This is a genomic window from Kribbella pratensis, assembly GCF_004365355.1.
Taxonomy (GTDB): Bacteria; Actinomycetota; Actinomycetes; order Propionibacteriales; family Kribbellaceae; genus Kribbella.
This window is the reverse complement of sequence record NZ_SODP01000001.1, coordinates 595,638-617,986: the sequence shown is the minus strand read 5'-3', so window position 1 is coordinate 617,986 and position 22,349 is coordinate 595,638. Positions and strand designations below refer to the sequence as shown.

Annotated in this window: 20 protein-coding genes and 1 riboswitch; of the genes, 8 read left to right on the top strand and 12 right to left on the bottom strand. The window is 68.7% G+C overall.

The features are described 5' to 3' along the window. The first annotated feature begins 11 nt into the window (after nucleotides 1-11). The gene (locus EV653_RS02950; protein WP_238159523.1) at nucleotides 12-545 is read left to right on the top strand and encodes a hypothetical protein; all 534 of its coding nucleotides are present in this window, start codon (nucleotides 12-14) and stop codon (nucleotides 543-545) included. Here EV653_RS02950 and EV653_RS02945 read toward each other — a convergent pair. Then, complete coding sequence (locus tag EV653_RS02945) at nucleotides 511-1,518, bottom strand: pirin family protein (RefSeq protein WP_134097688.1); 1,008 nt, start codon at nucleotides 1,516-1,518, stop codon at nucleotides 511-513. The genes EV653_RS02950 and EV653_RS02945 overlap by 35 nt on opposite strands. After that, complete coding sequence (locus tag EV653_RS02940; protein ID WP_134097686.1) at nucleotides 1,518-2,558, bottom strand: PHP domain-containing protein; 1,041 nt, start codon at nucleotides 2,556-2,558, stop codon at nucleotides 1,518-1,520. The genes EV653_RS02945 and EV653_RS02940 overlap by 1 nt, the downstream gene beginning before the upstream one ends. A 184-nt stretch (nucleotides 2,559-2,742) precedes the next feature. Here EV653_RS02940 and EV653_RS02935 point away from each other — a divergent pair, with 184 nt between their 5' ends. The 6 genes from EV653_RS02935 to EV653_RS02910 all read left to right on the top strand — a co-directional run bounded on the left by EV653_RS02935 (nucleotide 2,743) and on the right by EV653_RS02910 (nucleotide 9,353). Then, nucleotides 2,743-3,933, top strand: coding sequence for a PucR family transcriptional regulator (locus EV653_RS02935; RefSeq protein ID WP_134103824.1), 1,191 nt, complete (start codon nucleotides 2,743-2,745; stop codon nucleotides 3,931-3,933). A gap of 78 nt (nucleotides 3,934-4,011) precedes the next feature. After that, a complete protein-coding gene (locus EV653_RS02930) occupies nucleotides 4,012-5,205 on the top strand; it encodes an acyltransferase domain-containing protein (RefSeq protein WP_134097684.1) in 1,194 nt (397 codons plus the stop codon). Then, nucleotides 5,202-6,191, top strand: a complete 990-nt coding sequence (locus tag EV653_RS02925; RefSeq protein WP_134097682.1) for a beta-ketoacyl-ACP synthase III — start codon at nucleotides 5,202-5,204, stop codon at nucleotides 6,189-6,191. The genes EV653_RS02930 and EV653_RS02925 overlap by 4 nt, the downstream gene beginning before the upstream one ends. A gap of 96 nt (nucleotides 6,192-6,287) precedes the next feature. Next, a complete protein-coding gene (locus EV653_RS02920) occupies nucleotides 6,288-6,536 on the top strand; it encodes an acyl carrier protein (protein ID WP_130446978.1) in 249 nt (82 codons plus the stop codon). 132 nt (nucleotides 6,537-6,668) lie between these two features. Further along, a complete protein-coding gene (fabF, locus tag EV653_RS02915; protein WP_134097680.1) occupies nucleotides 6,669-7,904 on the top strand; it encodes a beta-ketoacyl-ACP synthase II in 1,236 nt (411 codons plus the stop codon). 15 nt (nucleotides 7,905-7,919) lie between these two features. After that, on the top strand, nucleotides 7,920-9,353 hold the full coding sequence (locus tag EV653_RS02910; RefSeq protein ID WP_134097678.1) for a carboxyl transferase domain-containing protein: 1,434 nt from the start codon (nucleotides 7,920-7,922) through the stop codon (nucleotides 9,351-9,353). 261 nt (nucleotides 9,354-9,614) lie between these two features. Here the strand turns inward: EV653_RS02910 and EV653_RS02905 are convergent, their stop codons facing one another. The 4 genes from EV653_RS02905 to EV653_RS02890 all read right to left on the bottom strand — a co-directional run bounded on the left by EV653_RS02905 (nucleotide 9,615) and on the right by EV653_RS02890 (nucleotide 13,326). Continuing rightward, the gene (locus tag EV653_RS02905) at nucleotides 9,615-10,112 is read right to left on the bottom strand and encodes a DUF3145 domain-containing protein (protein ID WP_130446981.1); all 498 of its coding nucleotides are present in this window, start codon (nucleotides 10,110-10,112) and stop codon (nucleotides 9,615-9,617) included. Nucleotides 10,113-10,346: 234 nt separating this feature from the next. Continuing rightward, nucleotides 10,347-11,300 (bottom strand): VWA domain-containing protein, encoded by a 954-nt coding sequence (locus tag EV653_RS02900; protein ID WP_134097676.1) that lies wholly within the window; start codon nucleotides 11,298-11,300, stop codon nucleotides 10,347-10,349. After that, nucleotides 11,300-12,262: a DUF58 domain-containing protein gene (locus EV653_RS02895; RefSeq protein ID WP_130447314.1), complete on the bottom strand. Its 963-nt coding sequence runs from the start codon at nucleotides 12,260-12,262 to the stop codon at nucleotides 11,300-11,302. Before EV653_RS02895 ends, EV653_RS02900 begins: the two co-directional genes overlap by 1 nt. A gap of 29 nt (nucleotides 12,263-12,291) precedes the next feature. Next, a complete protein-coding gene (locus EV653_RS02890; protein WP_134097674.1) occupies nucleotides 12,292-13,326 on the bottom strand; it encodes an AAA family ATPase in 1,035 nt (344 codons plus the stop codon). A 220-nt stretch (nucleotides 13,327-13,546) separates the two neighbouring features. Here EV653_RS02890 and EV653_RS02885 point away from each other — a divergent pair, with 220 nt between their 5' ends. Beyond that, nucleotides 13,547-14,398 carry a hypothetical protein gene (locus tag EV653_RS02885; protein WP_134097672.1) on the top strand — a complete coding sequence of 284 codons (852 nt, stop codon included), beginning with the start codon at nucleotides 13,547-13,549 and terminating at the stop codon, nucleotides 14,396-14,398. Here the strand turns inward: EV653_RS02885 and EV653_RS02880 are convergent. The 6 genes from EV653_RS02880 to EV653_RS02855 form a co-directional block, all read right to left on the bottom strand. Beyond that, entirely contained in the window at nucleotides 14,395-14,643 is a 249-nt protein-coding gene (locus tag EV653_RS02880; RefSeq protein WP_134097670.1) for a CBU_0592 family membrane protein, read from the bottom strand. The two genes, EV653_RS02885 and EV653_RS02880, sit on opposite strands and share 4 nt — an antisense overlap. Nucleotides 14,644-14,667: 24 nt before the next feature. Continuing rightward, nucleotides 14,668-14,735, bottom strand: a riboswitch (guanidine-III (ykkC-III) riboswitch). A 3-nt stretch (nucleotides 14,736-14,738) separates the two neighbouring features. After that, the gene (locus tag EV653_RS02875) at nucleotides 14,739-15,539 is read right to left on the bottom strand and encodes an aldo/keto reductase (RefSeq protein WP_134097668.1); all 801 of its coding nucleotides are present in this window, start codon (nucleotides 15,537-15,539) and stop codon (nucleotides 14,739-14,741) included. A gap of 71 nt (nucleotides 15,540-15,610) precedes the next feature. Next, entirely contained in the window at nucleotides 15,611-18,067 is a 2,457-nt protein-coding gene (locus EV653_RS02870; protein WP_134097666.1) for a LamG-like jellyroll fold domain-containing protein, read from the bottom strand. A 79-nt stretch (nucleotides 18,068-18,146) separates the two neighbouring features. After that, nucleotides 18,147-19,781 carry a CocE/NonD family hydrolase gene (locus EV653_RS02865; RefSeq protein WP_134097664.1) on the bottom strand — a complete coding sequence of 545 codons (1,635 nt, stop codon included), beginning with the start codon at nucleotides 19,779-19,781 and terminating at the stop codon, nucleotides 18,147-18,149. Nucleotides 19,782-19,839: 58 nt separating this feature from the next. Continuing rightward, nucleotides 19,840-20,769, bottom strand: a complete 930-nt coding sequence (locus EV653_RS02860; RefSeq protein ID WP_134097662.1) for an oxidoreductase — start codon at nucleotides 20,767-20,769, stop codon at nucleotides 19,840-19,842. Between the two features lie 37 nt (nucleotides 20,770-20,806). Beyond that, a complete protein-coding gene (locus tag EV653_RS02855; RefSeq protein WP_134097660.1) occupies nucleotides 20,807-22,276 on the bottom strand; it encodes a M4 family metallopeptidase in 1,470 nt (489 codons plus the stop codon). Nucleotides 22,277-22,349: the final 73 nt, after the last annotated feature.

Below are 22,349 nucleotides of genomic sequence, written 5' to 3'. Positions count from 1 at the left end.
ATGCTCGACGGGTGAGCACAACTGAGCGTCCCGTCCCCCGCTGGGCGTACCGCCTGGCGCATCTCATCCCGTTCATGGTCCTGCCGTCCGGCCTGTGGCGGCTCGGCCTCGTCTTCGGCTCGTCGATGGGCATGCTGGACGCCGACGGCAACGCCACCCGACTCGCAGGCGCCGGCGGCAAGGTGTACGTCGTCAGCCTGACCATCTTCTCCGAGCTGGTCGCGTTGACAGCCCTGGGCATGGTCAGCCGCTGGGGCGAGGTCGCCCCACGCTGGATCCCGCTCATCGGCGGCCGCCGCGTCCATCCGTACGCCGCGATCATCCCAGCCACTCTGGGCGGCCTGTCCCTGATCGCCCTCTGGACCTACGCCTTCCGCGACGCCTACACCGACCACTTCATCCCGTTCGCCAACGCGGGCTGGAAGGTTCTGATGCTCGCTTGCTACGCCCCGCTGAACCTCTGGGGTCCGGCCCTCCTCGTCCTGACCTGGGCCTACTACCGCCGCCGGGTCAGCGCGCCCGCGGTCGTGGTTTCAACGCGATAGCCGGCAGCGGTGGGGCGGGGAGGGGATCGCCGTCGTAGCCGGGGACCAGGTGGAAGCGGTCGTTGCCGCCGGCCCCGATGGCTTGCTGCCAGGACTCGCGAGCCGCGACGATCTCCTCGTGGGAGCGGCCGATGAAGTTCCACCACATGACGAGTTGTTCTTCGAAGGGTTCGCCGCCCAGCAGGAGGAAGCGGACACCGTTGTCGGAGGCAACTAGATCGATCGATGTGCGGTTGGCGCCCAGGTAGACCATCTCGCCGAAGCCGGGGTGTAGGTCGCCGACGGACAGCGAGCCGTCGACGACCAGTACGGCGTACTCGTTGGTCGTCGTCAACGGCAACTCGAGGGTCCGGCCGGGTTCGATGGTGATGTCGGCGCCTACGAGTGGGGTGTAGGCGGGTGCGGGCGAGGTGACGCCGGCAACCGTGCCGATCATGACGGTGGCCCGGGCGCCGTCGAGTTCGAGCTCGGGCAGATCGGCGTACGCGTTGAAGGCAGGCGGGGTCGTCGTACGCACCGAGTCGGGAAGGGCGACCCACAGTTGCGCTCCGTGCAGCATCGGCGGAGCGGTCGGCGTCGAGATCTCGGAGTGGGCGATCCCGTTGCCGGCGGTCATGATGTTGAGCTCGCCTGGCCGTACGAACGCATGCGATCCGACGCTGTCGCGGTGCTCGATCTCGCCTTCGAACAGCCAGCTCACCGTCTGCAGGCTCGTGTGCGGATGCGGCGGGACCTGCATGCCGCGCTCCCCCGGGACGTCGTACGAATCGACGCGCTGGGTCAGATCGTCCGGCCCGTAGTGGTCCACGAAGCACCACGCGCCGACCATGCGACGGTTCTTGTTGGGCAGCAGGCGCCGTACCGTGGTCGATCGTCCGAGCACGACCTCGCGCCCTTCGAGCAGCTCCAGGGCGGGTCCTTCGCAGTCCCCGGTGCCGATGACTTCGGCCGGATCCTTCTCGAGATCACTCATCATGCGGTCCATTCCAGGAGTTGCTGCTGGTCCCAGGTATTGATGACGCGGTCGGGGGTGACGCCGCAGTCCTCGGCGCGTTCGCAGCCGTAGACCTGCCAGTCGAGCTGGCCGGGCGCGTGCGCGTCGGTGTCGATCGAGAACATGCAGTCCATCTCGACAGCCATCGAGAGCAGGCGTTTGGGCGGGTCGAGTCGTTCGGGACGGGAATTGATCTCCACCGCCGTACCGAACTGGCGGCAGGCCTCGAAGACGACCTCGGGGTCGAACTCCGACTCGGGACGGGTGCCGCGGCCGCCGGTGATCAACCGGCCGGTGCAGTGGCCGAGGATGTCGACATGCGGGTTCGCGATCGCGCGGACCATCCGCTCGGTCATCGGCTCGGACGCCATCCGGAGCTTCGAATGCACGCTCGCGACCACCACATCCAGCCGCGCCAGGATCTCGGTGTCGCAGTCGAGCGTGCCGTCCTCGTTGATGTCGACCTCGATCCCGTTCAGGATCTGGAAGCCGTCGAGCTCGTCGGCCAGCTTCTTGTTGAGCTCGGCAACGACCTCGAGCTGCTGGAGCCGGCGTTCGCGGGACAGTCCGTTCGCGACGGTCAGCCGGGGCGAGTGGTCGGTCAGCGCCATGTACGAGTGACCGAGGCGATGCGCCGTCCGCGCCATCTCCTCGATCGGGCTGCCGCCGTCGGACCACTCGGAGTGCAGATGCAGGTCGGCCTTCAGGTCCGCCCGCAGCTGCTTGCCCGCGGTGGTCAGCTCCCCCGCCGCCTCCTCCAGCTTGACCAGGTACGACGGGGTCGCGCCGTCCATCGCCTCGACGATGACGGCCTCGGTCTTCGGGCCGATGCCGGCGAGCTCGGTCAGCGTCCCGGCCCGGCGGCGGGCCCGCACCTCGGCGGCCGGCAGCGCGGCGATCGTGTCGGCGGCCCGCCGGTACGCCTTCACCCGGTGCGTCGGCTGCCGGTCCCGCTCGAGGTAATACCCGATGGCGCGCAGTGCCGCGATCGCGTCCTCCACGCCCGCTTTGTCCGTCATACCCCCATCATTGCAGTGGATATCCACCCGGCTGGTGGGTTCTCCACCGGTATGCGGGTGGAGAACCCACAACTGCGATGGACATCCACTCGCCCGCGGGCGGGCCGGAGGCGGGTAGGCCGGACGAGAGTGGGTCGGGTGGGCGTGGGTCGGGTGGGGTGGGGGTTATGGTCGGGGCGTGGTGATGACGCGGCATCTAGCTAGGGCGGAGCGGTTGCAGGGCGCGACCGGGGCGCTCGCCACCGCGGCGATGGCGGCGATGGAGGAGAAGCTGCCCTGGTTCGGGGAGCTCTCGGCACAGGACCGGTCCTGGATCGGACTGGTCGCACAGTCCGGGATCTCGGCGTTCGTCGAGTGGTTCCGCGATCCCGAGGCGCACTCCTCGATGCCGACCCGGATCTTCGGGTCCGCGCCGCGCGAGTTCACCCGGGTCATCTCGCTGCACCAGACCGTCGACCTGGTCCGGACGACGATCGAGACCATCGAGACCACTATCGGCACGCTGCTCCCGCCCGACGACGTGCCGATCGTCCACGAGGCCATCCAGCGCTACGCCCGTGAGGTCGCCTTCGCGGCCGCCACGGTCTACGCGCAGGCCGCCGAGATGCGCGGCGCCTGGGACGCCCGCCTCGAAGCCCTCCTCGTCGACTCGGTCATCCGCGGCGAGGCCGACGAGTCGGTCCGGTCGCGCGCATCGGCCCTCGGCTGGACAGGAGCCGCCGGTACAACGGGGTCCGCGGAAGTCGCCGTGGTGGTCGGTCGGGCCGGCGACACCGAAACCACCTCGAACGTGGCCGACATGGTCCGCCAGGCCGCCCGTGAGGCCGGTGCCGACGCGCTGTGCGCGATCCAGGGCGACCGCCTGGTCGTGGTACTAGGCGGTACGAGCAAACCTGTGGAGATCGTACAAAAACTCGCCCAATGGTTTGGACCCGGCCCGATTGTCGTCGGCCCGGTCGTGAAGGACCTGATGTCCGCCGTCACCTCGGCTCGCGCCGCTGTTGCCGGCCTCCGCGCCGCAGCCGCCTGGCCCGCTGCGCCCCGGCCGGTGCAGGCCGACGAACTCCTCCCCGAGCGGTCACTCTCCGGAGACGGCCACGCCCGCCGTCAGCTCGCCAATGAGGTCTACGGCCCGCTCACCGTCGGCGATGGGGTGCTGCTCGACACGGTTTCGGCGTACCTGGACTCCGGCGGATCGATCGAGGCGACGGCCCGGGCGATGTTCATCCACGCCAATACCGTCCGGTACCGGCTCAAGCGTGTGGCCGACATCACGGCGTACAACCCGCTCGATCCCCGCGACGCTTTCACATTGCGTGTCGCACTGACCTTGGGTCGCCTGCTCAATCCGGAGCCGGGAACCACCGTTTTGTAGGATCCCTACAAACCGGCCTGGAAGAATTCGTGCTCGCGCTGGGGCACCCGACGGGCCCTGGTGAGGGAGAGTTGGCACGTGCTCGTCATCGTCGCACCCGGTCAGGGTGCCCAGACCCCAGGATTCCTCGAGCCGTGGCTGGCCGATCCCGTCTTCGAGAGCCGGCTGAACTGGCTCTCCGCGGTGGCCGGTCTCGACCTGGCCCACTACGGCACGGAGGCCGACGCCGACACGATCCGCGACACCGCGATCGCGCAGCCACTGCTGGTCGCGTCCGGCATGCTGGCCGCGCTGGCGGTGTTCCCGCACCCGGCCGACGCCTTCACCAAGGTCGGCGCGGTCGCCGGTCACAGCGTCGGTGAGCTCGCCGCCGCGGCCGGCACGGGTGTGCTGACCGCCGAGCAGGCGATGGTCCTGGTCCGCGAGCGCGGCAAGGCGATGGCCGCGGCGGCCGCGCAGACCGCGACCTCGATGACCGCGGTCCTGGGCGGTGACCGCGAGGAGGTCCTGGCCAAGCTCGCCGAGCACGGCCTGACCGCCGCGAACGACAACGGCCCGGGCCAGATCGTTGCCGCCGGCACCGTTGAGGAGCTGGCCGCGCTGGCCGCTGACCCGCCGGCCAAGACCCGGCTGATCCCGCTGTCGGTCGCCGGCGCGTTCCACACCAAGCACATGGAGCCGGCGGTGCAGACGCTGGCGAAGTACGCCACCGCGATCAGCACCCACGACCCGCGGACCCGCCTGATCTCGAACCGTGACGGCCACGTCGTCCACGACGGCCGGGATGTCCTGCAGCGGCTCGTCAACCAGGTGAACGCGCCGGTCCGCTGGGACCTGTGCATGCAGACCATGTCCGACCTCGACGTGACCGGCATCCTCGAGCTGCCGCCGGCGGGCACGCTGACCGGCATCGCCCGGCGTGCGTTGAAGGGTGTCGAGACGTTCGCGCTCAAGACCCCGGACCAGCTCGACGACGCCCGCGCATTCGTCGAGAAGCACGGCAGCCCGTCCGAGATCGACGCCTCCCCGACCTGGCGCCTGCTGGTTGCTCCGATCAAGGGCACGTTCACCCGCTCCGAGCAGACCCGCCGCGAGACCGGCGACAAGGTCGACGCCGGCGAGGTGGTCGCGACGGTCAAGAGCCTGCGTGACGAGGTCGAGGTGACCGCTCCGCACGGCGGCATCGTGGTCGAGTGGCTGGCCGAGGAAGGCGACCCGGTCGCTCCGGGCCAGCCGCTGGTCCGGCTGCACCCGGCCGGGAGCCCCGCATGATCACGGCGTCGACAGGTTCGACGTACGCCGGAGTCCTCGGCATCGGGTCCTACCGGCCGCGGCGCGTCGTGCCGAACTCCGAGATCCTCGAGCAGATCGACTCCAGCGACGAGTGGATCCAGACCCGCTCCGGGATCAAGGAGCGGCGCTGGGCGAGCGACGACGAGACCGTGCTGATGATGTCGGTGAACGCGGCCAAGGACGCGCTGGCCGACGCCGGCATCGACCCGGCCGAGATCGGCTGCGTGATCGTCTCGACGGTCACCCACCTGTACCAGACCCCGGCGATCGCGACCCAGATCGCGGTCGCGGTGGGCGCCCCGACCGCGGCGGCGTTCGACATCTCCGCCGCCTGCGCGGGCTTCTGCTACGGCATCGCGATGGCCAATGACCTGGTCCGCGGCGGCAGCGCGAAGTACGTGCTCGCGATCGGTGTCGAGCGGCTCAGCGACATCACCGACCGGACCGACCGCAGTACGGCGTTCATCTTCGCCGACGGCGCCGGTGCCGCGATCGTTGGACCGACCGACGAACCGGGGATCGGCCCGGTGGTGTGGGGTTCGGACGGCACGCAGCACAAGGTCATCAGCCAGAAGGAGTCCTGGCAGGAGGTGCACGGCAACCACAACTGGCCGCACCTCACGATGGACGGCAACCCGGTGTTCCGCTGGGCGTCGTTCGAGATGGCGAAGACCGCGCAGCAGGCGCTCGACGTGGCCGGCGTGAAGGCCGAGCAACTCGACCTCTTCGTCCCGCACCAGGCGAACATGCGGATCACCGACGCGATGCGTCGGGCGCTGAAGCTGCCCGAGCACGTCAAGGTCGCGCGCGACATCGAGCGCCAGGGCAACACCTCGGCGGCGTCGATCCCGCTCGCGATCACCGCGATGCGCGAGGCCGGCGAAGCCCGCAGCGGCGACCTCGCCCTGATCATCGGCTTCGGCGCGGGCCTCGTGTACGCCGCCCAGGTCATCCGACTGCCGTAGTTCATAGTTGTCCGGGGCGGCTCAGGTGGCCGCACCCGGTTGTAGCAGCCAGCGAAGCTGGGCAGCCAGAAGAAATCCGAAAGGGAACCAGAGAACATGGCCAGCACCGAAGAGATCCGTTCCAACCTCGCCGAGATCGTGAACGAGATCGCCGGCATCCCGGTGGAGGACGTCCAGCTGGACAAGTCCTTCACCGACGACCTCGACGTCGACTCGCTCTCCATGGTGGAGGTCGTGGTGGCCGCCGAGGAGAAGTTCGACGTGAAGATCCCCGACGACGAGGTCAAGAACCTGAAGACCGTCGGCGACGCGGTCGCGTTCATCGAGCGCGCCCAGAACGGCTGACATACGCCGTCACCCGTGCTGGCCCGGAGTGCTCATCGGGCTGTGGCCCGTGCCGCGGCTCGATGAGCACAACGCAGTGCACACACCCCTCGCTCCCAACCGCAGATCTGTCTTGTGAAGGATGAGGTAACCATGTCGAAGACCCGAGTCGTCATCACTGGGCTCGGAGCCACGACCCCGCTCGGGGGTGACGTGTCCAGCACCTGGGAAGGGCTGCTGGCCGGACGCTCCGGCGCGCGGCGGCTGACCGACGAGTGGGTGCAGAACCTGGCGGTGCAGATCGCCGCACCGGCCGCGGTCGACCCGACCGAGGTGATCGAGCGGGTCAAGGCCCGTCGCCTGGACCGGACGGCGCAGCTCGCCGTCGTCGCCGCCCGTGAGGCCTGGGCCGACTCCGGCCTGGAGGACTCCGGGATGGACAAGGAGCGGCTCGGTGTCGCGGTCGCGTCCGGTATCGGCGGCCTGCACACCACGCTCTCGAACTACGACGCCCTCCAGCAGAACCCGCGCCGCGTGTCACCGCTGGCGATCCCGATGCTGATGCCGAACTCGTCCGCGGCGTACGTGAGCCTGGAGTTCGGCGCCAAGGCCGGCGTGCACACCCCGGTCTCGGCCTGCGCCTCCGGCAACGAGGCGATCTGGCTGGGGCTGGACCAGATCCGGCTCGGCCGCGCGGACGTGGTCATCGCCGGTGGCGCCGAAGGCGCGATCATGGCGCTGCCGCTGGCCGCGTTCGGGATGATGCAGGCGCTGAGCAAGCGCAACGACGAGCCGGAGCGCGCCTCGCGTCCATGGGACGTGGACCGCGACGGCTTCCTGCTCGGCGAGGGCGCAGGCGTCCTGATCCTGGAGTCGTACGAGCACGCGAAGGCGCGCGGCGCGAAGATGTACGCCGAGCTCGCCGGCGCCGGCATCTCCGCCGACGGCCACGACATCGCGCAACCCGACCCGACCGGTTCCGGTGCGCGGCGGGCGATGGAGCGGGCGTTGTCCGAGGGCGACCTGACCCCGGCGGACATCTTCCACATCAACGCCCACGCCACATCGACGCCCCAGGGTGACATCGCCGAGTCGATCGCGATCCGGCAGGCGCTCGGCAAGGAGGCCGACCACGCGGTCGCCACCGCGCCGAAGTCGATGACCGGTCACCTGCTCGGCGGCGCCGGTGCGGTGGAGTCCGTCGCGACCGTTCTCGCGGTCCACAACCGGGTCTCGCCGCCGACCATCAACGTGGACAAGCTCGACGACCAGATCGACCTTGACGTCGCAACCGAGCAGCGCAAGCTGCCGGACGGGGACATCGCGGCGCTGAACAACTCGTTCGGCTTCGGCGGCCACAACGCCGCCATCGCCTTCAAATCCCTGTAACTCTTCGGAGGTCCGATGACCATCGCTCCGGCAAAACCCGCCAAACTGCCCCGTGAGCTGGACCCGCGCAACCCGCTTGCCCGGCTGACGAACCTGCTCGATCCGGGCAGTCTCGAGCTGATCACCCCCGACAACCTGTCGGGGATGATCGCGGCCCGCGGGCGGATTGCCGGGGCGAAGGTCGTCGCCTTCTGCTCCGACGCCACCGTGATGGGCGGCGCGATGGGTGACGAGGGCTGCGACGTCGTGGTCAAGGCGTACGAGGTGGCCCGCGAGGAGCAGGTGCCGATCATCGGCCTGTGGCACTCCGGCGGCGCGCGGCTGGCCGAGGGCGTGCTGAGCCTGCACGCGGTCGGCAAGATCTTCTACGCGATGACGCAGGCATCCGGGAAGATTCCGCAGATCTCGGTCGTGCTCGGCCCGGCAGCCGGCGGTGCGGCGTACGGTCCGGCGTTGACCGACATCGTCATCCTCGGTCCCGAGGGCCGGATCTTCGTGACCGGGCCGGACGTGGTCCGCTCGGTCACCGGCGAGGACGTCGACATGCTGCGGCTTGGCGGGCCCGAGCCGCACGGCCGGCGCTCGGGGGTCGTCCACATCACGACCGACTCCGAGGCGGACGCTCTGGAGCAGGCCCGCCGGCTGACCGATCTGCTCGCGAACCAGGGCTCGATGTCCACCGACATCCCGGATACGGACCTGTCCGGGTTCCTGCCGGAGTCGGCCAAGCGTGCGTACGACGTCCATCCGTTGGTCGGAGGGGTGCTCGACGAGTCTGCTGACCATCCTGTCGTCGAGCTCCACCAGCGCTGGGCGCCGAACATCGTCACCACGCTCGGCCGGCTCGGCGGGCGGACGGTCGGCGTGATCGCCAACAACCCGCTCCGCCTCGGTGGTTGCCTGGACGCGCTGTCGGCGGAGAAGGCGTCGCGGTTCGTGCGGATGTGCGACGCGTTCGGCGTACCCCTGGTCGTGCTGGTCGACGTACCGGGTTATCTGCCGGGTGTCGGGCAGGAGTGGGACGGCGTCGTACGACGGGGTGCGAAGCTGCTGCACGCCTTCGCCGAGGCCGTCGTACCGCGGGTGACGCTGGTGACGCGGAAGACGTACGGCGGGGCGTATATCGCGATGAATGCGCGATCGCTGGGGGCAACGCGCGTGTTCGCGTGGCCCCGGGCCGAGGTCGCCGTGATGGGCGCGGTCGCCGCCGTCCGCGTGTTGCACCGCCGCAAGCTGTCCGAGGTCGACCCGGAGCTCCGGCCGCAGGTCGAGGCCGAACTGGCCGCCGAACACGAAAAGATTGCCGGCGGCATCGACCGGGCCCGCGAGATCGGCGTCGTCGACGAGGTCGTCGAACCCACCCGCACCCGCACCGCCCTCGCATCAGCCATCGCGAAGGCCGAAGCCGACGGCCCCATCCGCGGCAACCACGGCAACATCCCGCTCTGAATCGGCTGACCGCCTTAGAACGGCTGACCGCCTCCAACGGCTGACCGCCTTGAACGGCTGGAAGGGCACGGATCCGGAGATCCGTGCCCTTCACGTGGTGCGGCCGCTGTTGTTCACAACCACCGGGGGTGTCCCGACACCCGGTGGCCCAGCGGCCACGGCCCCTCCCACCCTTGTAGAACGTCTGATGCTCAGTCTCATCGAAAAGTTCGCGAAAAGCGCCGCCGTCGACGGCTTTCTTCTGAAGTTCTCAGGAACCGCTTAGACCACCTGGTGCAGCCAGCGCACGGGGGCGCCGTCACCGGCGTAGCGGAAGGGTTCGAGTTCGTCGTCCCAGGGGCGACCGAGCAAACGCTCGACCTCCTCGGTCAGGTCGGCCTCGCCGCTGGCTGCCTTCAGCATGGCCGCCTTCAGCCGCTCCTCCGGCACCATGATGTCGCCGTGGACGCCGGTGGTCGCGTGAAAGACCCCGAGCTCGGGCGTGAACGAGTACCGCTCGCCCTCGACGCCGTTGCTCGGCTCCTCGGTGACCTCGAACCGCAGCTTCTGCCAGCCGCGCAGGGCGGATGCCAGCTTGGCCGCGGTGCCGGCCTCGGCCTGCCAGGACAGCTCGGCCCGGTACGTGCCCTGGGCCGCCGGCTGCGGTGTCCAATCCAGTTTCACGGGCACGCCAAGGATGCCGCCCGCGGCCCACTCGACATGAGGGCACAACGCTGACGGCACCGTGTGGACGTACAGAACGCCACGAGTCGTCGCCACCGGGACCTCCTGTGCTCGAGGGGCGCCTTCCCCAGCGTTCTCGACCACTTGCCTGTCAGTCCTGGCGTTACCTGTCCCTCAAAGGCATCACGAGATACCCCGCGGAACTCTGGTCCATCTTGCACCACCACCCCCTCGAACACCAGTAACCTCGCCGTGTCAACTACATCACCATCGTGTCGCGATTCAGCTCGACGCTCAGCGACCAGCCGGGTAGGCGCGAGGAGCGGGGATCTAGGGGAAGCGCGTTGCGAGCGCGATGCAGGCGCCTGCCGCGGCCAACGTGAAGAGCATGGCGATGCCGGCGTACCGGGCGGTGATTTCCTTGTCGACCTCGTCGTACCCGACCGAGGAACCGATGTCCTTGTAGACGTCCTTGAGCTCGCCCGCGGACTCCGCGGTGTACGCCTCGCCGCCGGTGGTCTCGGCGATGCTGCGGAGCTCGGTGCGGTCCGGTGGTACGCGCTGCCGGATGCCGTCCATCTCGATGAAGCCGGAGTCGGTGCCGAAGCAGATCGTGTACACCGGGGTGTTCTTCGCCTTCGCCGCCTGCGCGCCTTCCTGCGCCGTCCGGCCGACCGTTCGCTTGCCGTCCGACAGCATCACGATGCGGGCCGGGGCCGGGTCGTTCGGGTGCGCGGGATCCGGCGGGACCTGCGTGAGGGCCTGCAGCGACGTGAAGATGCCTTCACCGGTCGCGGTCGACTCGGCCAGCTCGAGCCCGTCGATCGAGCGGTCGATGGTCGCCCGGTCCGTGGTCGGCGGCACGATGATGGACGCCGTACCGGCGAAGTTGACCAGTGCCACGTTGAACTTCGTCGGCAGGTTGTTGACGAACTCCTTCGCCGACTCCTTCGCGGCCTCCAGCCGGTTCGGCTCGATGTCGGTCGCCATCATCGACAGCGAGACGTCGATCGCGACCACGATCGTGGCCCGCTCGCGCGGCACCTTGACCTTGTCCTTCGGCTGCGCGAACGCCAGGATGCAGGTCATCGCGGCCAGCAGCGCCAGCCCGACGGCGAGGTGCCGCCGCCACTGCGGCCGCCGCGGCGCGACCCGGTCCAGCAGCGCGATGTTGGTGAAGCGCAATGCGTACTGCGAGCGCCGGTGCTGAAGAAAGATGTACCCCGCGACGATCAGCGGGATCAGGAGCAGGAACCACAATCTGGCCGGAGACAGGAACTCCATCAGCGAGCCACTCCCTTCGGCGGTTGGTGCAGGCGGGGCGCCACTCGCCGGTACGCGAGCACGAACCGCACGGTGTCGGCAACCCAGTCGCGGTCGGTCCGCAGGACAAGATGCCCCGCACCTACCCTACGCAGGGCGGCCCTGGTTCGTTCCCGTTGCGCGAGAGCCGCGACCGCGAACGCCTCCCGGACCTTGCGCCGCCGGGTGTCGATCTCGCGCACTTCGCCGGTCTCCGGGTCACCGATCGTGACGACGCCGATGTTCGGCAGCTCGAGCTCGCGCGGGTCGACGATCTCGACCGCGAGCACCTGGTGCTGAGCGGTCAGCTTGCGCATCGCCCGTTCCCACGAGGGCTCGATCTGGCTCGCGACCTCACCGTCCTGCGGGGTGAGGAAGTCGGAGACGATCACGCGCAGTCCGCGTTTGCGCTGCGTCCGAGCCATCGACTCGAGCGCGGCGGCCAGATCGCTGCGGTGTGCCTCTTCGTCGCCGCTGAACTGCTCGGCGAGCAGCGCGCGCAGCAGACCGTAGAGCGCGAGGCGCCCGGATCGCGCCGGCCAACGTCGCAGTGCCGAGTCGCGCAGCATCAGCCCGCCGAACCGGTCACCGAGCCGGTGGGTCAGGAACCCGACGGTCGCGACAGCTGCCACCGCGAGCTCCCGCTTCTCGAGCGTCGACGTGCCGAAGTCCATCGAGCCGGACAGGTCGACCAGCGCCCACGTCTCCAGCTCGCGGTCCGCGATCAGGTCGCGGACGTGCGGGATCGTGGTCCGTGCGGTGACGGCCCAGTCCATCCGTCGTACGTCGTCGCCGACCTGATACTCACGCGCTTCGGCCAGCTCGGTGCCCGGACCCGGGAGGAGCCCCAGGTGTTCCCCGTGCAGGTAGCCCTCGAGCCGCCGTACGACGGTCAGCTCCAGCCGCCGCAACGCACGCTCGGGAGCGAGCTGCGAGATCGTCATCGCAGCCCGCGGGTCTCGTCGGTTGGGCACTACACGAACTCCGGGCGGCCGGTGCCGTCGGCGCCGTCGCGCCAGACCGGCTGCGGCGGCGGGACGGTGGCCAGGATCCGCTCGATCACGGCCCGCGGGTCGATGTTGTCGGCGACGGCGTCGAAGGTCAGGCCGAGACGATGGCCCATGACGTCGAGCGCGACGGTCTGGATGTCGCTCGGCAGCAGGTAGTCCCGGCCGTGGATCAACGAAAGCGCGCGCCCGGCCGCGATCAGGCCGAGCGTCGCGCGCGGGCTGACGCCCAGCTCGATGATCGGCTCCAGGTCGGGCAGATGGAAGTCGGTCGGCGTACGGGTCGCCATCACCAGACGTACGGCGTACTCCGCGACGAGGTTGTGGACGAACACCTGCTCGGCGGACCGCTGCAGCTCGAGGATCGTCTCCGGCTTGAGCACCTGACGCGGCTCCGGCGGGTCGACGCTCATCCGGCGGAGGATCTCGAACTCCTCGTGCCCGCGCGGGTGCGGCACGTCGATCTTGACCAGGAAGCGGTCGCGCTGCGCCTCCGGCAGCGGATAGACGCCCTCGGACTCGATCGGGTTCTGGGTGGCGATGACGATGAACGGCTTCGGCATCGGGAAGGTCTGGCCGCCGATCGACACCTGCCGCTCGGCCATCAGCTCGAGCATCGCCGACTGCACCTTGGCCGGCGCGCGGTTGACCTCGTCGGCCAGCACGAAGTTCACGAACGTCGGGCCGAGCTCGATGTCGAACGTCTCCCGGGTCTGCCGGTAGATCCGGGTGCCGACGATGTCGGACGGGACCAGGTCCGGGGTGAACTGGATCCGGGCGAACGTGCCGCCGACCACGCTGGCGAAGGTGCGAACCGCAAGCGTCTTGGCGACACCGGGGACGCCCTCGAGCAGACAGTGACCCTTCGCGAGCAGCGACACCATCAGTGTCTCGACCATGTGCTCCTGGCCGACGATCACCCGCTTGACCTCACCGAGGGCCTCGCCGATCAGCCTGGACTGCTGGGCCACCGCACCCGTGGGCACCGTCGTCTCGGTCATGCCTGTCCTTCCGGGGCCCGCGTCGACGGACCTTGTCATTCCCCACTTCGCAACACCGGTCATTCCATCAGATCGCCGGGGCCAGCGGACGCAGGGCCCACCGGGTCCTTCCCCATCCTGCCCCGCCGAGCCAAATCGCGCGCGCCGACTGTCACCGCGCCGCTGCCCGAGCGGCGGCCGTGGCGACAGCGCTACCAGGGATGTGGTGGGATTGGGGGTGATGACTGCGACCGAATCCCAGACCGAGGCGCAGCCGGCGGACCCGCCGGAGCAGCGCCCTGCGCTGGAGATTCCGGAGGCTCTGCCGTTGCAGCCGGAGGACCCGCCGCGGGTCGGCGAGTTCTGGCTCCGCGGCCGGCTCGGCGCGAACGCGGCCGGCTACCTCTACACCGCCAGCGACGAGGCCGGCCGGAACGTCGTCGTCGCGATGATGACCGAGGGCTCCGCCGACGACGCGGCCGCCCGCGACCGGTTCGTGTACGCCGTCGACGATCTGCCCGAGGAAGCCGTCCTGGGCCACAACGACGCCGATGACGACGACCTCGCGCTCTGGGTCGCGGTCGGGCCGATCCGGGAGGACGACGGGTCCAGCGCGGCGTCCGACGAGCGGTTGATCGCGGAGCGTCGCGGCGAGGAGATCCTGTCCGCAGTACTCATGGATCGCGTCCCGCAGATCGGCAAGTTGCGCGGGCCGGAGTTCCGTCACTACTGGGAGAGCCGGCGGCGTCCTGGTCTGTTCCGGATCTGGCCGCTGCCGTGGCCGAACGCTCTGCGCCCGGCATCGCGGTGGGCGCTCGCATTCGCGTTGCTGACGATGGCGCTGATCATGGTGCTGGCCGTCTTCCTGGCGTGGCTGCTGTTCCGCCACGCGCAGCCGCTCGAGCCCGAACCCGTCATCCCCACGCCGGCGAATACGGCCACCGTCACCGTCACGCCGACGACGCCGCCGCCGGGCACCGGCACGGGCTCACCGTCCATCTCGATCAGCCCGAGCCCGGTCCCGACCGGTATCCCCACCACACTCCCGACGGGCCCGTCCCCCACTGGGACGAACCCGGGTGACAAGTTCTAATCGGTTTGCCGTCGCCGCTTGAGGGTCAGCAGCCCGATCAGGCTGATGACGGCCCAACTGCCCTCCAGCAGCAGGAAGCCCCAGGACAGCTGGAGCGCGGCGATGCCGGCGAGGACTCCTGAGCCGAGCAGGTTCAGGAGCTGGTACGTGATGGTGCGCTGGCGCAACCGGCCCGCCTGCGCGGCGGCGAACGCGAGCAGAACGGTGACCGCGCCAACGATCTCGAGAACGTCGAGTACATGCATGAGGACGACCCCCTCCGTGAGGGTGAGGCGTCGTCTTGACAGACCGGGTACGGCGCCGCTCGTCCGGGGAGCCCGCTTGCGTCGAACTCCTGTTGTCAGGATAGCAAGCGCAGCAACTCCGGATCCCGCCAGAGCTTGTCCGGCACGGGCTGGCGGACCAGCGCCGCGTCGGCGCGGATCTCGGCCGGTGACGACGCGGCGATCAGCACAGACGTGACCGCGGAATGCCTGCTGGGAAAGGCGAGTGCGGCCTGCGGCAGGGAAACGCCGTACCGCTCGCAGACGGCTGCGATGCGTCGTGCCTCGACGGTGTCTGCGTGGAGGACCTGTGGGGTGAGTACGCCGGAGACGATGACGGAGACTCCGTGCGTCAGGCAACGATCCAGCAGCGGTCCGGCGGTGCGGTCGAGCAACGAATAGTGCGCCGTCAGCAGCACACAGTCGAGCTCGACGTCGCGCACCAGACGGTCGAGCTCCTGCCAGTCGTCCGACACTGCTCCTACTGCCTTGATGGTCCCTTCGCGCCGCAGCCGGTCGAGCGTCGGGTACGCCGACTCGTCGTGGGCGAAGGCGACATCGACCGCGAGTCCCAGCTGCGCGCTGCTCTGGTCGATCGAGGTCTTCGGGTCGGCTCCGATCACCTTCGTCGACACCAGGAACTCACCCCGCGGGCGCTTCTGCAGCGCCGTGCCGAGTCGTCGTTCCGAGTCGCCGTACGCCGGGGACGTGTCGAAGAACCTGATACCGGCCTGGTAGGCCGCGTCGACGGTGGCAACCGCGGTCGCGTCGGCGTCCGGGCCCGGCGGCTCGCCGAGATGCGAACCGCCGAGCCCGAACCGCGGAGGCCGGAACCGGATCGTCGAATGGGGTGCGAGCAGCTGGCTGGGTGCGGCCATCGCACTCACCTCCCCTGATCGGTACCTACAAGGATCGGGGTTGCGCTCTGACTTCGCATCCCGAACCCTTTCTAGCGGCCTGATTCGTAGAGAGTGCGCACCTCCGCATCGGTGAGGGCCCGGTCGTACAGGTGGACCTGATCGATCGTGCCGTCCAGGAAGTCCACTTGGTTGCCACCGAACTTCGCCCGGCCGATGACCGTGTTGCCGGTCGAGCTGGCGTCCAGGGCGCACGCGCTCTTGGTGGCGACGAGCTCGCCGTCCACGTAGAGCTTGAGCTCGCCCTTCACGACATCGCGTACGCCGGTGACGTGGTACCACTGCCCCGGGTTGGGCTTCGTCGGCGACAACGCCCGGATGCCGGGGAAGCTCATCGCGAAACGCTGGTCCTGGCCGGAGTACTGCAGGAAGAACGCGCTGTCGCGATCGCCGTCCTGGCTGACGAACGTCTGGAACGCGCCGTCCGCCTTGTTCAGCCTCACCCAGGCGCTCGCGGTGTAGTTCTTGCCGGTGTCGAGCAGAGCCGCGCCGGTGTCGACGTACTGACCCGATCCGTTGAGCGCGACCGCCTCGCCGTTCTTGCCCGGGGCAAAGGTCGCGCCGCCCTGGAGAGTTCCATCATTGTTGCCCACAGCATCTTCCGCGGTGCCGTCGAGCGGATAGAAGTGGATGCCGTCGGCACCCGGTGTACCGGGTCCCGGGTCTGGTATGCCAGTGCCCGACCCGTCCGCGTCGGCGATGATCTGCTGGTTGATCATCCGCACCTGGTCGAAGTCCATCTTCGGGACTCGCCGGTCGTAGGTGTAGAACCCGTTCAGCTCACCTTCGACATCGGTGATCTGGGTGTAGACCGATCCGCTGATCCCGCATTGCTCGGCCGATCTCAGCACGTCGGCCTGGTTCTCGACGTACCGCCGGGTGAGGGTCGCCGAGTCGGGCTCCATCTCGTACGCCGATCCGTCGCCGAACCACATGTGATCCGGCACCTTCAGGCCGAACCCGCCATGCTCGCCGTCAACCGCCGCTCGGGTGTCCGACGGCGCCGTCGTGGCCGGGCCGAGGTACGCGTGGTTGTCGATCAGGTCGCCGCGACCGGAGTCGCCGTGGGAGTTGCAGCAGTTCACGCCGCTGTGGGCGTTGACGAGGCGGGACGGGTCCTGCGCCTTGACGTCGTCCGCGATCCGGCCGGTCGCCGCCCGGTCCCACTCACCCCAGCCCTCGTTGAAGGGGACCCAGACGGTGATCGAGGTGAAGCTCTTGTGCTCGTCGACCATCTCGTGCAGCTCGGACTCGAACTGCGCCCGCCATGGGTCCGGCATGGCGTCGGTCTTCGTTGCCGGCATGTCCTGCCAGACCATCAGGCCGAGCTTGTCGGCCCAGTAGTACCAGCGATCCGGCTCGACCTTGATGTGCTTGCGCACGGTGTTGAACCCGAGCCGCTTGTGCTGCTCGAGATCGAACCGGAGCGCCGCGTCGGTCGGTGCGGTGTTGAGTCCGTCCGGCCAGAATCCCTGATCGAGGGTCGCCAGGTTGAACAGGATCTTCCCGTTGAGCGCAATCCGAAGCTTGCCGTCGGCACCTTTCTGCAGGCCGACCGAGCGCATCCCGGCGTACGAACCGACCTGGTCCACCATTTTGCCGCGATCGAGCAGGCGGACCTTGAGGTCGTACAGGAACGGGTGGTCCGGGGACCAGGTTTTGGGATTCCGGATCGGTAGCCGGAGTTCGGTGTCGGCCTTGCCGCGCACCTGCCCGACGGCGGTGCGGCCGTCGTACGCCGTGACCTCGACGTCGAGGCCCGTGGGACCGGAGGTCTGGGCGGTGACCTTGAGGGTCTGGCCGGGCAGGTCGGGCGTGAGTTGGAGACGGTCGATCGACGCAACGTTCACCGGCTCCATCCAGACGGTCCGCCAGATGCCGGAGCTGCCCTGGTAGAAGATGCCGTGGTCGCCGACCTCGCGCTGCTTGCCGATCGGCTGGTACGTCTCGTCGGTCAGGTCCTCGGCCCAGACGATCAGCTCCTGCGGGCCCTTGGTGCGCAGGGCATTGGTCACATCGACGTCGAAGCCGTCGTACCCGCCGCGATGCGTTGCGACCTGGCGGCCGTTGACCCAGACCTTGGCGTCGTAGTCGACCGCGCCGAAGTGCAGCAGGAGCCGCTTGCCCTTCCAGTTGTCCGGCACGGTGAACGTACGCCGGTACCACATCCGGTCCTCGTGCTTCTGGAGACCGGACAGCGCGGATTCGATCGGGTACGGGACGAGCACCTGCTCCTTGAGCGTGCGGCCGATCGGCGGCTGCTCACCGACCGCGGCCGGCGCCCATTCCCACAGGCCGTTGAGGTTGCGCCAGTCGGGTCGGGTCAGTTGCGGGCGCGGGTACTCCGGGAGCGCGTTCGTCGGCGAGACGTCGGCGGTCCAGGGGGTCGTGAGTGGTGGGGTGCCGACGTGCCATGCCGGTTGCGCCTGGGCTGTCGGGACGAGCGTCGTCGACAGCAGCACGAGGGCGGCTGCGAGCGGCTTGAACATGGGGTCTCTCCTTCCGGGGCGGGGAAAGGCGATCCCATGACAACGCTCTCACCACAAAACCGCAAGAGCTCGCGCATGATCAAACACTGACGCAGACTGGGCTGGGCGGCGCTCTCGCCGCCAGCGGAACGCTGATCCACGACGGATCAGCTGCAGGTGAACTGAACGTGACCGTCGACCCGATCACGCTCCGGCCGAGGTACCGCGGATCCACGGTGTCGACAACGAGCACGAGGTGGTGCCCGGCCGGCACCTCCCAACTCGTCGCCTCCAGTTGCACATCGAGTGGCACCGCCTTCCCCGGCGTAGCCCCGCGCAACGTGTACGGCTTGTGCGAGATCAACGATCCGACCCCCAGCGCGTCAACGTCGTACAGATAGGCGAAGAGCGACGTACTGGCCGCCGAGGGCTCTACGGTGACATGCAGCTTCGGCGTACCGTTCACGACCGTCGCGCTGCCAAACGTCGGGCCCGACCAAACCCCGGCAAACGACCTGTCGACCAATGGCGTCACAACACCGGTCGGAATTGCCAGCAGGCCTTGCAGAGCACCGGATACGAGCGCCACTCCGCTATCCGCGACCGTTGGTATACCAGCGCCGATCGACCGATTCCATCCAGTCGACGCACCACCCTGCAGCGCTCCTGCCTTGGTCAGGTACGACGTACGCGCCTGCCCGACCGCCGCCCAACTGGCATAACCGCGCCACGTCCCACGCTGCGACTTCAGCTGCACCGGCGCCTCGGCGTCCGCGCCGTTGTCCGCACCCGTCAGGTAATGCCGCAACCAGCCGACGAGCTCATCCCACGTCTCGTTCGGTAGACCGACCGCGCCCGTCACCTCAGGCGTCGCGTGATCGCCATGTGCGAGCAGCAGCCGCTTCGGCCCGGTCAGGCTCGTGAAGAAGTCCGTGTACTGCGAAGGCGGGAAGATCGAGTCCTCGAACGCGTTCGCCAGGAACACGGCCGGTTTCTTCGCGTTGATCTGGTCTACCACCGTCGCCGCGGACCGCGCCGGCGAGAGCTGACTGGCCTGGGCGATCGCGCCATCGAAGTCACCGGTGACGAACTTGGTCTGTAGCGAAGCCATCTCCGGACCCGGCCGCCCCGTGATGTTGCCCAGGGCAAGCAGACCGGCAACGGACTGGAGCGCGACCGTGTCGTTCGGGTCCAGCGACCGAATCAGATCGGCCCACCCGCTGAGCGCGCCGACCGCCTTGATCCGTGAGTCCTTCGCGGCGGCGAGCAGCGACGTACCCGCGCCGTACGAGATCCCGACCGCGGCGACCCGGCTGGTGTCCGCCGGCGTGTGCCTGCCGGCCCAGTCGATCACCTTGCTGACGTCGGCGACCGTCGGCGGGCCGGCGATGTCGACGCCGCCGCCGGAATCCCAGAAGCCTCGGCTCGAGTACGAGATGACCTGGAACCCGGCCGTGGCCAGCTTCGTACCCTGGCCGACGTACTCCGCGTTCGGCACACCCCAACTCGACGGCATCACCACGAGCGGGAACGGACCGTCCCCCTGCCCGGTCGGCGTGAGTACGACCGCGCCGATCTCGATCCCACCGGCGCCGGGGATGCGCTGGTACGCCGTGCTGAAGCCCGGGGCGGCGGTCTGGCTGGCGTCAGCACGCGGACCGATCGTGATCAGCGTCAGGGCGGCTGTCAGCGCGGCGGCAAGGGCGACTGCAAGCGCGGTGGCGATTCTGCGCACCAGGACCTCCGGCGGTTGGGAATTACCGGAGGGTAACCAGAAAGTTGCCGCTGTGTCACTACCTCGGCACGGTGAGTGCCGGATCGACCCCTGTCGCCTCCACAGACCAGTCCCACAGCTCCTTCGCCAGCCCCGCGTCCTGTGCGGTCCGGGTCGGCAGCACGACCTTCGGAGTACCGCGGTACTCGAAGAAGCCCGGTCCGACGAACGATCCGGGGCGCAGGTCCGGGTACGTCGCGGCGTACAGACTCGGCCAAGCACCGGCCGCGGCGGACTGCGCGACGAGGCGGGTCGTAGCGGCCGCGAGGCGCGCCTGACGGAGATTGCCCGCGAGTTCCGGCCCAGCAGCCTGCAGGTGGGTGGCGGCGTACCCGGGATGCGCACCGACGCTCAGCAGATCGGCGCCGGCAGCACGCGCCCGGCGATCGAGCTCGAGCATGAAGAGCAGGTTCGCGAGCTTCGACTTCCCGTACAACTCCCACTTCCGGTAGCTGCCCGCCGGCGGGCGAAGATCGGCCTTGCTGATACCGCGAACGGTCTTGTGCATGAACGAGCTGACGGTCACCACGCGGCTGCCGTTGACCAGCAACGGCATCAGCCGACCGGTCAGCGCGAAGTGACCGAGATGGTTGGTGCCGATCTGGAGCTCGAACCCGTCGACGGTCTCCCGGTACGGCGGCGCCATCACACCGGCGTTGTTGATCAGCAGATCCAGCCGGTCGTACGACGTGATGACCTCGTCAGCCGCCTTCTCGACACTCGCAAGATCAGCGAGGTCCAATTCGAGCACGGTCGGCGCTCTTCCGGCCTTCTGCGTCAACGTCTCCGCAGCCTGCGCCGCCTTGTCCGGATTGCGCGCCGCGACCAGCACGTCCGCACCATGTCTGAGCAGTTCCAGCGCGGTCTCGTACCCGAGTCCGCTCGTAGCGCCCGTGACAAGCGCCAGTTTTCCAGTCAGGTCAGGAATGTCCGCCGTACTCCAGGTCATGCGCCCACAGTAGTGGTGGGCGCACGACCTGCAGCCGCTACTTCAGGATCTTGCGGGCCTTGAAGGCGTCGGTCACCGTTTGCGCGGCGGCCTTGCCGTACAGCAGCCGGGCAGCCTGGACGGTGTCCTGGGCCGCGGCGGCGAACGAGGTGTCGGGGTCGTAGAAGAACGTCGCCTCGAGGATCAGCTTGTCGGCCTTGGTCAGGCCGAGTCCCTGCTGAATGTCCCAGAGCGCGTTCGACCAGATCTCGCCGTCGTCGTGCACCTCACCGTCGATGTCGTCGGTGGTCTTGCCGGTGTCGGTACGACGCAGGCAGTGCGGCTCGTCGGACGTGTACGACGTGGCGTCCCAGTCCATCACGCACGGCAGGTTGAAGCCCTTGCTGACCGGGACCGAGTTCGTCACGGCCCAGTAGTCGCCGAAGCCCTCGCCGATCGCTCCGGCTTCCTCGGTCTCACCGAAGCCCGGTACGACGTCGTCCTGGATCGCGTGACCGTACTCGTGCCAGATCACCTCGGCGTCCTCGGCATCGTCGACGCCGCCTTCACCGGTGGTGATCATGTCGGTCGACGGGTCGTACCACGAGTTGTCGTCGGGCACCGTGTCGACCGAGAAGTCCTGCGACTCGTTGTTCACGTCGGTGAACCCGAGCTTCTGGATGTACTCCTGCGTCTGGTTGATCTGGTAGTAGACCATCACCTGCTCGAACTTGTTGTTCGCGCGCTGGTAGACGAAGGAGTTGTTCTTGCTCTGCGCGATCCCGCCCTTGGCTTCCCTGATGTTGACGTAGGGGCCGTTGAGCTTCCCGGAGCCGTCCAGGTTGCGCAGGATCACGTTCTTCTGCGCCAGGAACAGAGCGTCCTGGTTCTTGTCGTTCATGTCGGTCAGCTTCTCGTTCTGCGTGCTGACCACAGGGTTCGGGTCGAAGACCGAGCCGCGGCCGTCGACGTTGTCGCTGATCACCTTCGACGCGACCACACTGCCGGTCTTCGCGTCGACGAGGGACTGGCTGACGCCCTCGGTCGAGCGGCTGGTGACATTCCAGACCAAGCGCGCATCGGGGCCGCCGACCACCGCGAGCTGTGCGGCGCCGCTGGTCGCTTCGGGCTGCTTGACGAAGCTCTTGTTCGGCCCCGCGGCTCGCGACCGGTTCGCCTGGGCTGTGACCGTTGCGTTCGCGGACTGCGTCGCGGAAGCGGGTGCGACCTTCGCGCTGACGTCGAGGTTCGCCGGTACGGCGTCGCGTCCGTCGGCGATCTCGACCGAGCCGTCCTTCGCCACGTGCTTGGCGTAGTACCCGTTGACGACAGGCAGCCCCTTGAAGGTCTGCTGGTACCAGTAGTGCTTGCCGAGCAACGACGTCTTCGTCTTGATCAGCTTGAGCCCGTTCGGATTGGCTGCCGTCGCCTGCGGCGCGGCCCCCGCGGCGCTGGTGAACGACAACCCGAGCGCGACGGTCGCCAGTCCTGCGGTGGCGGCCACAAGCGCCTTACGGCTTTTCGACATACGCTTCCCTCCCACGTTCCTGTTGCGTAACGCAACCACTACGGTCCGTCGAACCCTAGTTCGGCGTACCGCT

Coding starts and splice junctions, on each gene's coding strand:
- EV653_RS02945 (WP_134097688.1), bottom strand. CDS start 1,518: ATGAGTGATCTCGAGAAGGATCCGGCCGAAGTCATCGGCACCGGGGAC.
- EV653_RS02940 (WP_134097686.1), bottom strand. CDS start 2,558: ATGACGGACAAAGCGGGCGTGGAGGACGCGATCGCGGCACTGCGCGCC.
- EV653_RS02935 (WP_134103824.1), top strand. CDS start 2,743: ATGACGCGGCATCTAGCTAGGGCGGAGCGGTTGCAGGGCGCGACCGGG.
- EV653_RS02925 (WP_134097682.1), top strand. CDS start 5,202: ATGATCACGGCGTCGACAGGTTCGACGTACGCCGGAGTCCTCGGCATC.
- EV653_RS02920 (WP_130446978.1), top strand. CDS start 6,288: ATGGCCAGCACCGAAGAGATCCGTTCCAACCTCGCCGAGATCGTGAAC.
- fabF (WP_134097680.1), top strand. CDS start 6,669: ATGTCGAAGACCCGAGTCGTCATCACTGGGCTCGGAGCCACGACCCCG.
- EV653_RS02910 (WP_134097678.1), top strand. CDS start 7,920: ATGACCATCGCTCCGGCAAAACCCGCCAAACTGCCCCGTGAGCTGGAC.
- EV653_RS02900 (WP_134097676.1), bottom strand. CDS start 11,300: ATGGAGTTCCTGTCTCCGGCCAGATTGTGGTTCCTGCTCCTGATCCCG.
- EV653_RS02895 (WP_130447314.1), bottom strand. CDS start 12,262: ATGACGATCTCGCAGCTCGCTCCCGAGCGTGCGTTGCGGCGGCTGGAG.
- EV653_RS02890 (WP_134097674.1), bottom strand. CDS start 13,326: ATGACCGAGACGACGGTGCCCACGGGTGCGGTGGCCCAGCAGTCCAGG.
- EV653_RS02885 (WP_134097672.1), top strand. CDS start 13,547: ATGACTGCGACCGAATCCCAGACCGAGGCGCAGCCGGCGGACCCGCCG.
- EV653_RS02880 (WP_134097670.1), bottom strand. CDS start 14,643: ATGCATGTACTCGACGTTCTCGAGATCGTTGGCGCGGTCACCGTTCTG.
- EV653_RS02875 (WP_134097668.1), bottom strand. CDS start 15,539: ATGGCCGCACCCAGCCAGCTGCTCGCACCCCATTCGACGATCCGGTTC.
- EV653_RS02870 (WP_134097666.1), bottom strand. CDS start 18,067: ATGTTCAAGCCGCTCGCAGCCGCCCTCGTGCTGCTGTCGACGACGCTC.
- EV653_RS02860 (WP_134097662.1), bottom strand. CDS start 20,769: ATGACCTGGAGTACGGCGGACATTCCTGACCTGACTGGAAAACTGGCG.
- EV653_RS02855 (WP_134097660.1), bottom strand. CDS start 22,276: ATGTCGAAAAGCCGTAAGGCGCTTGTGGCCGCCACCGCAGGACTGGCG.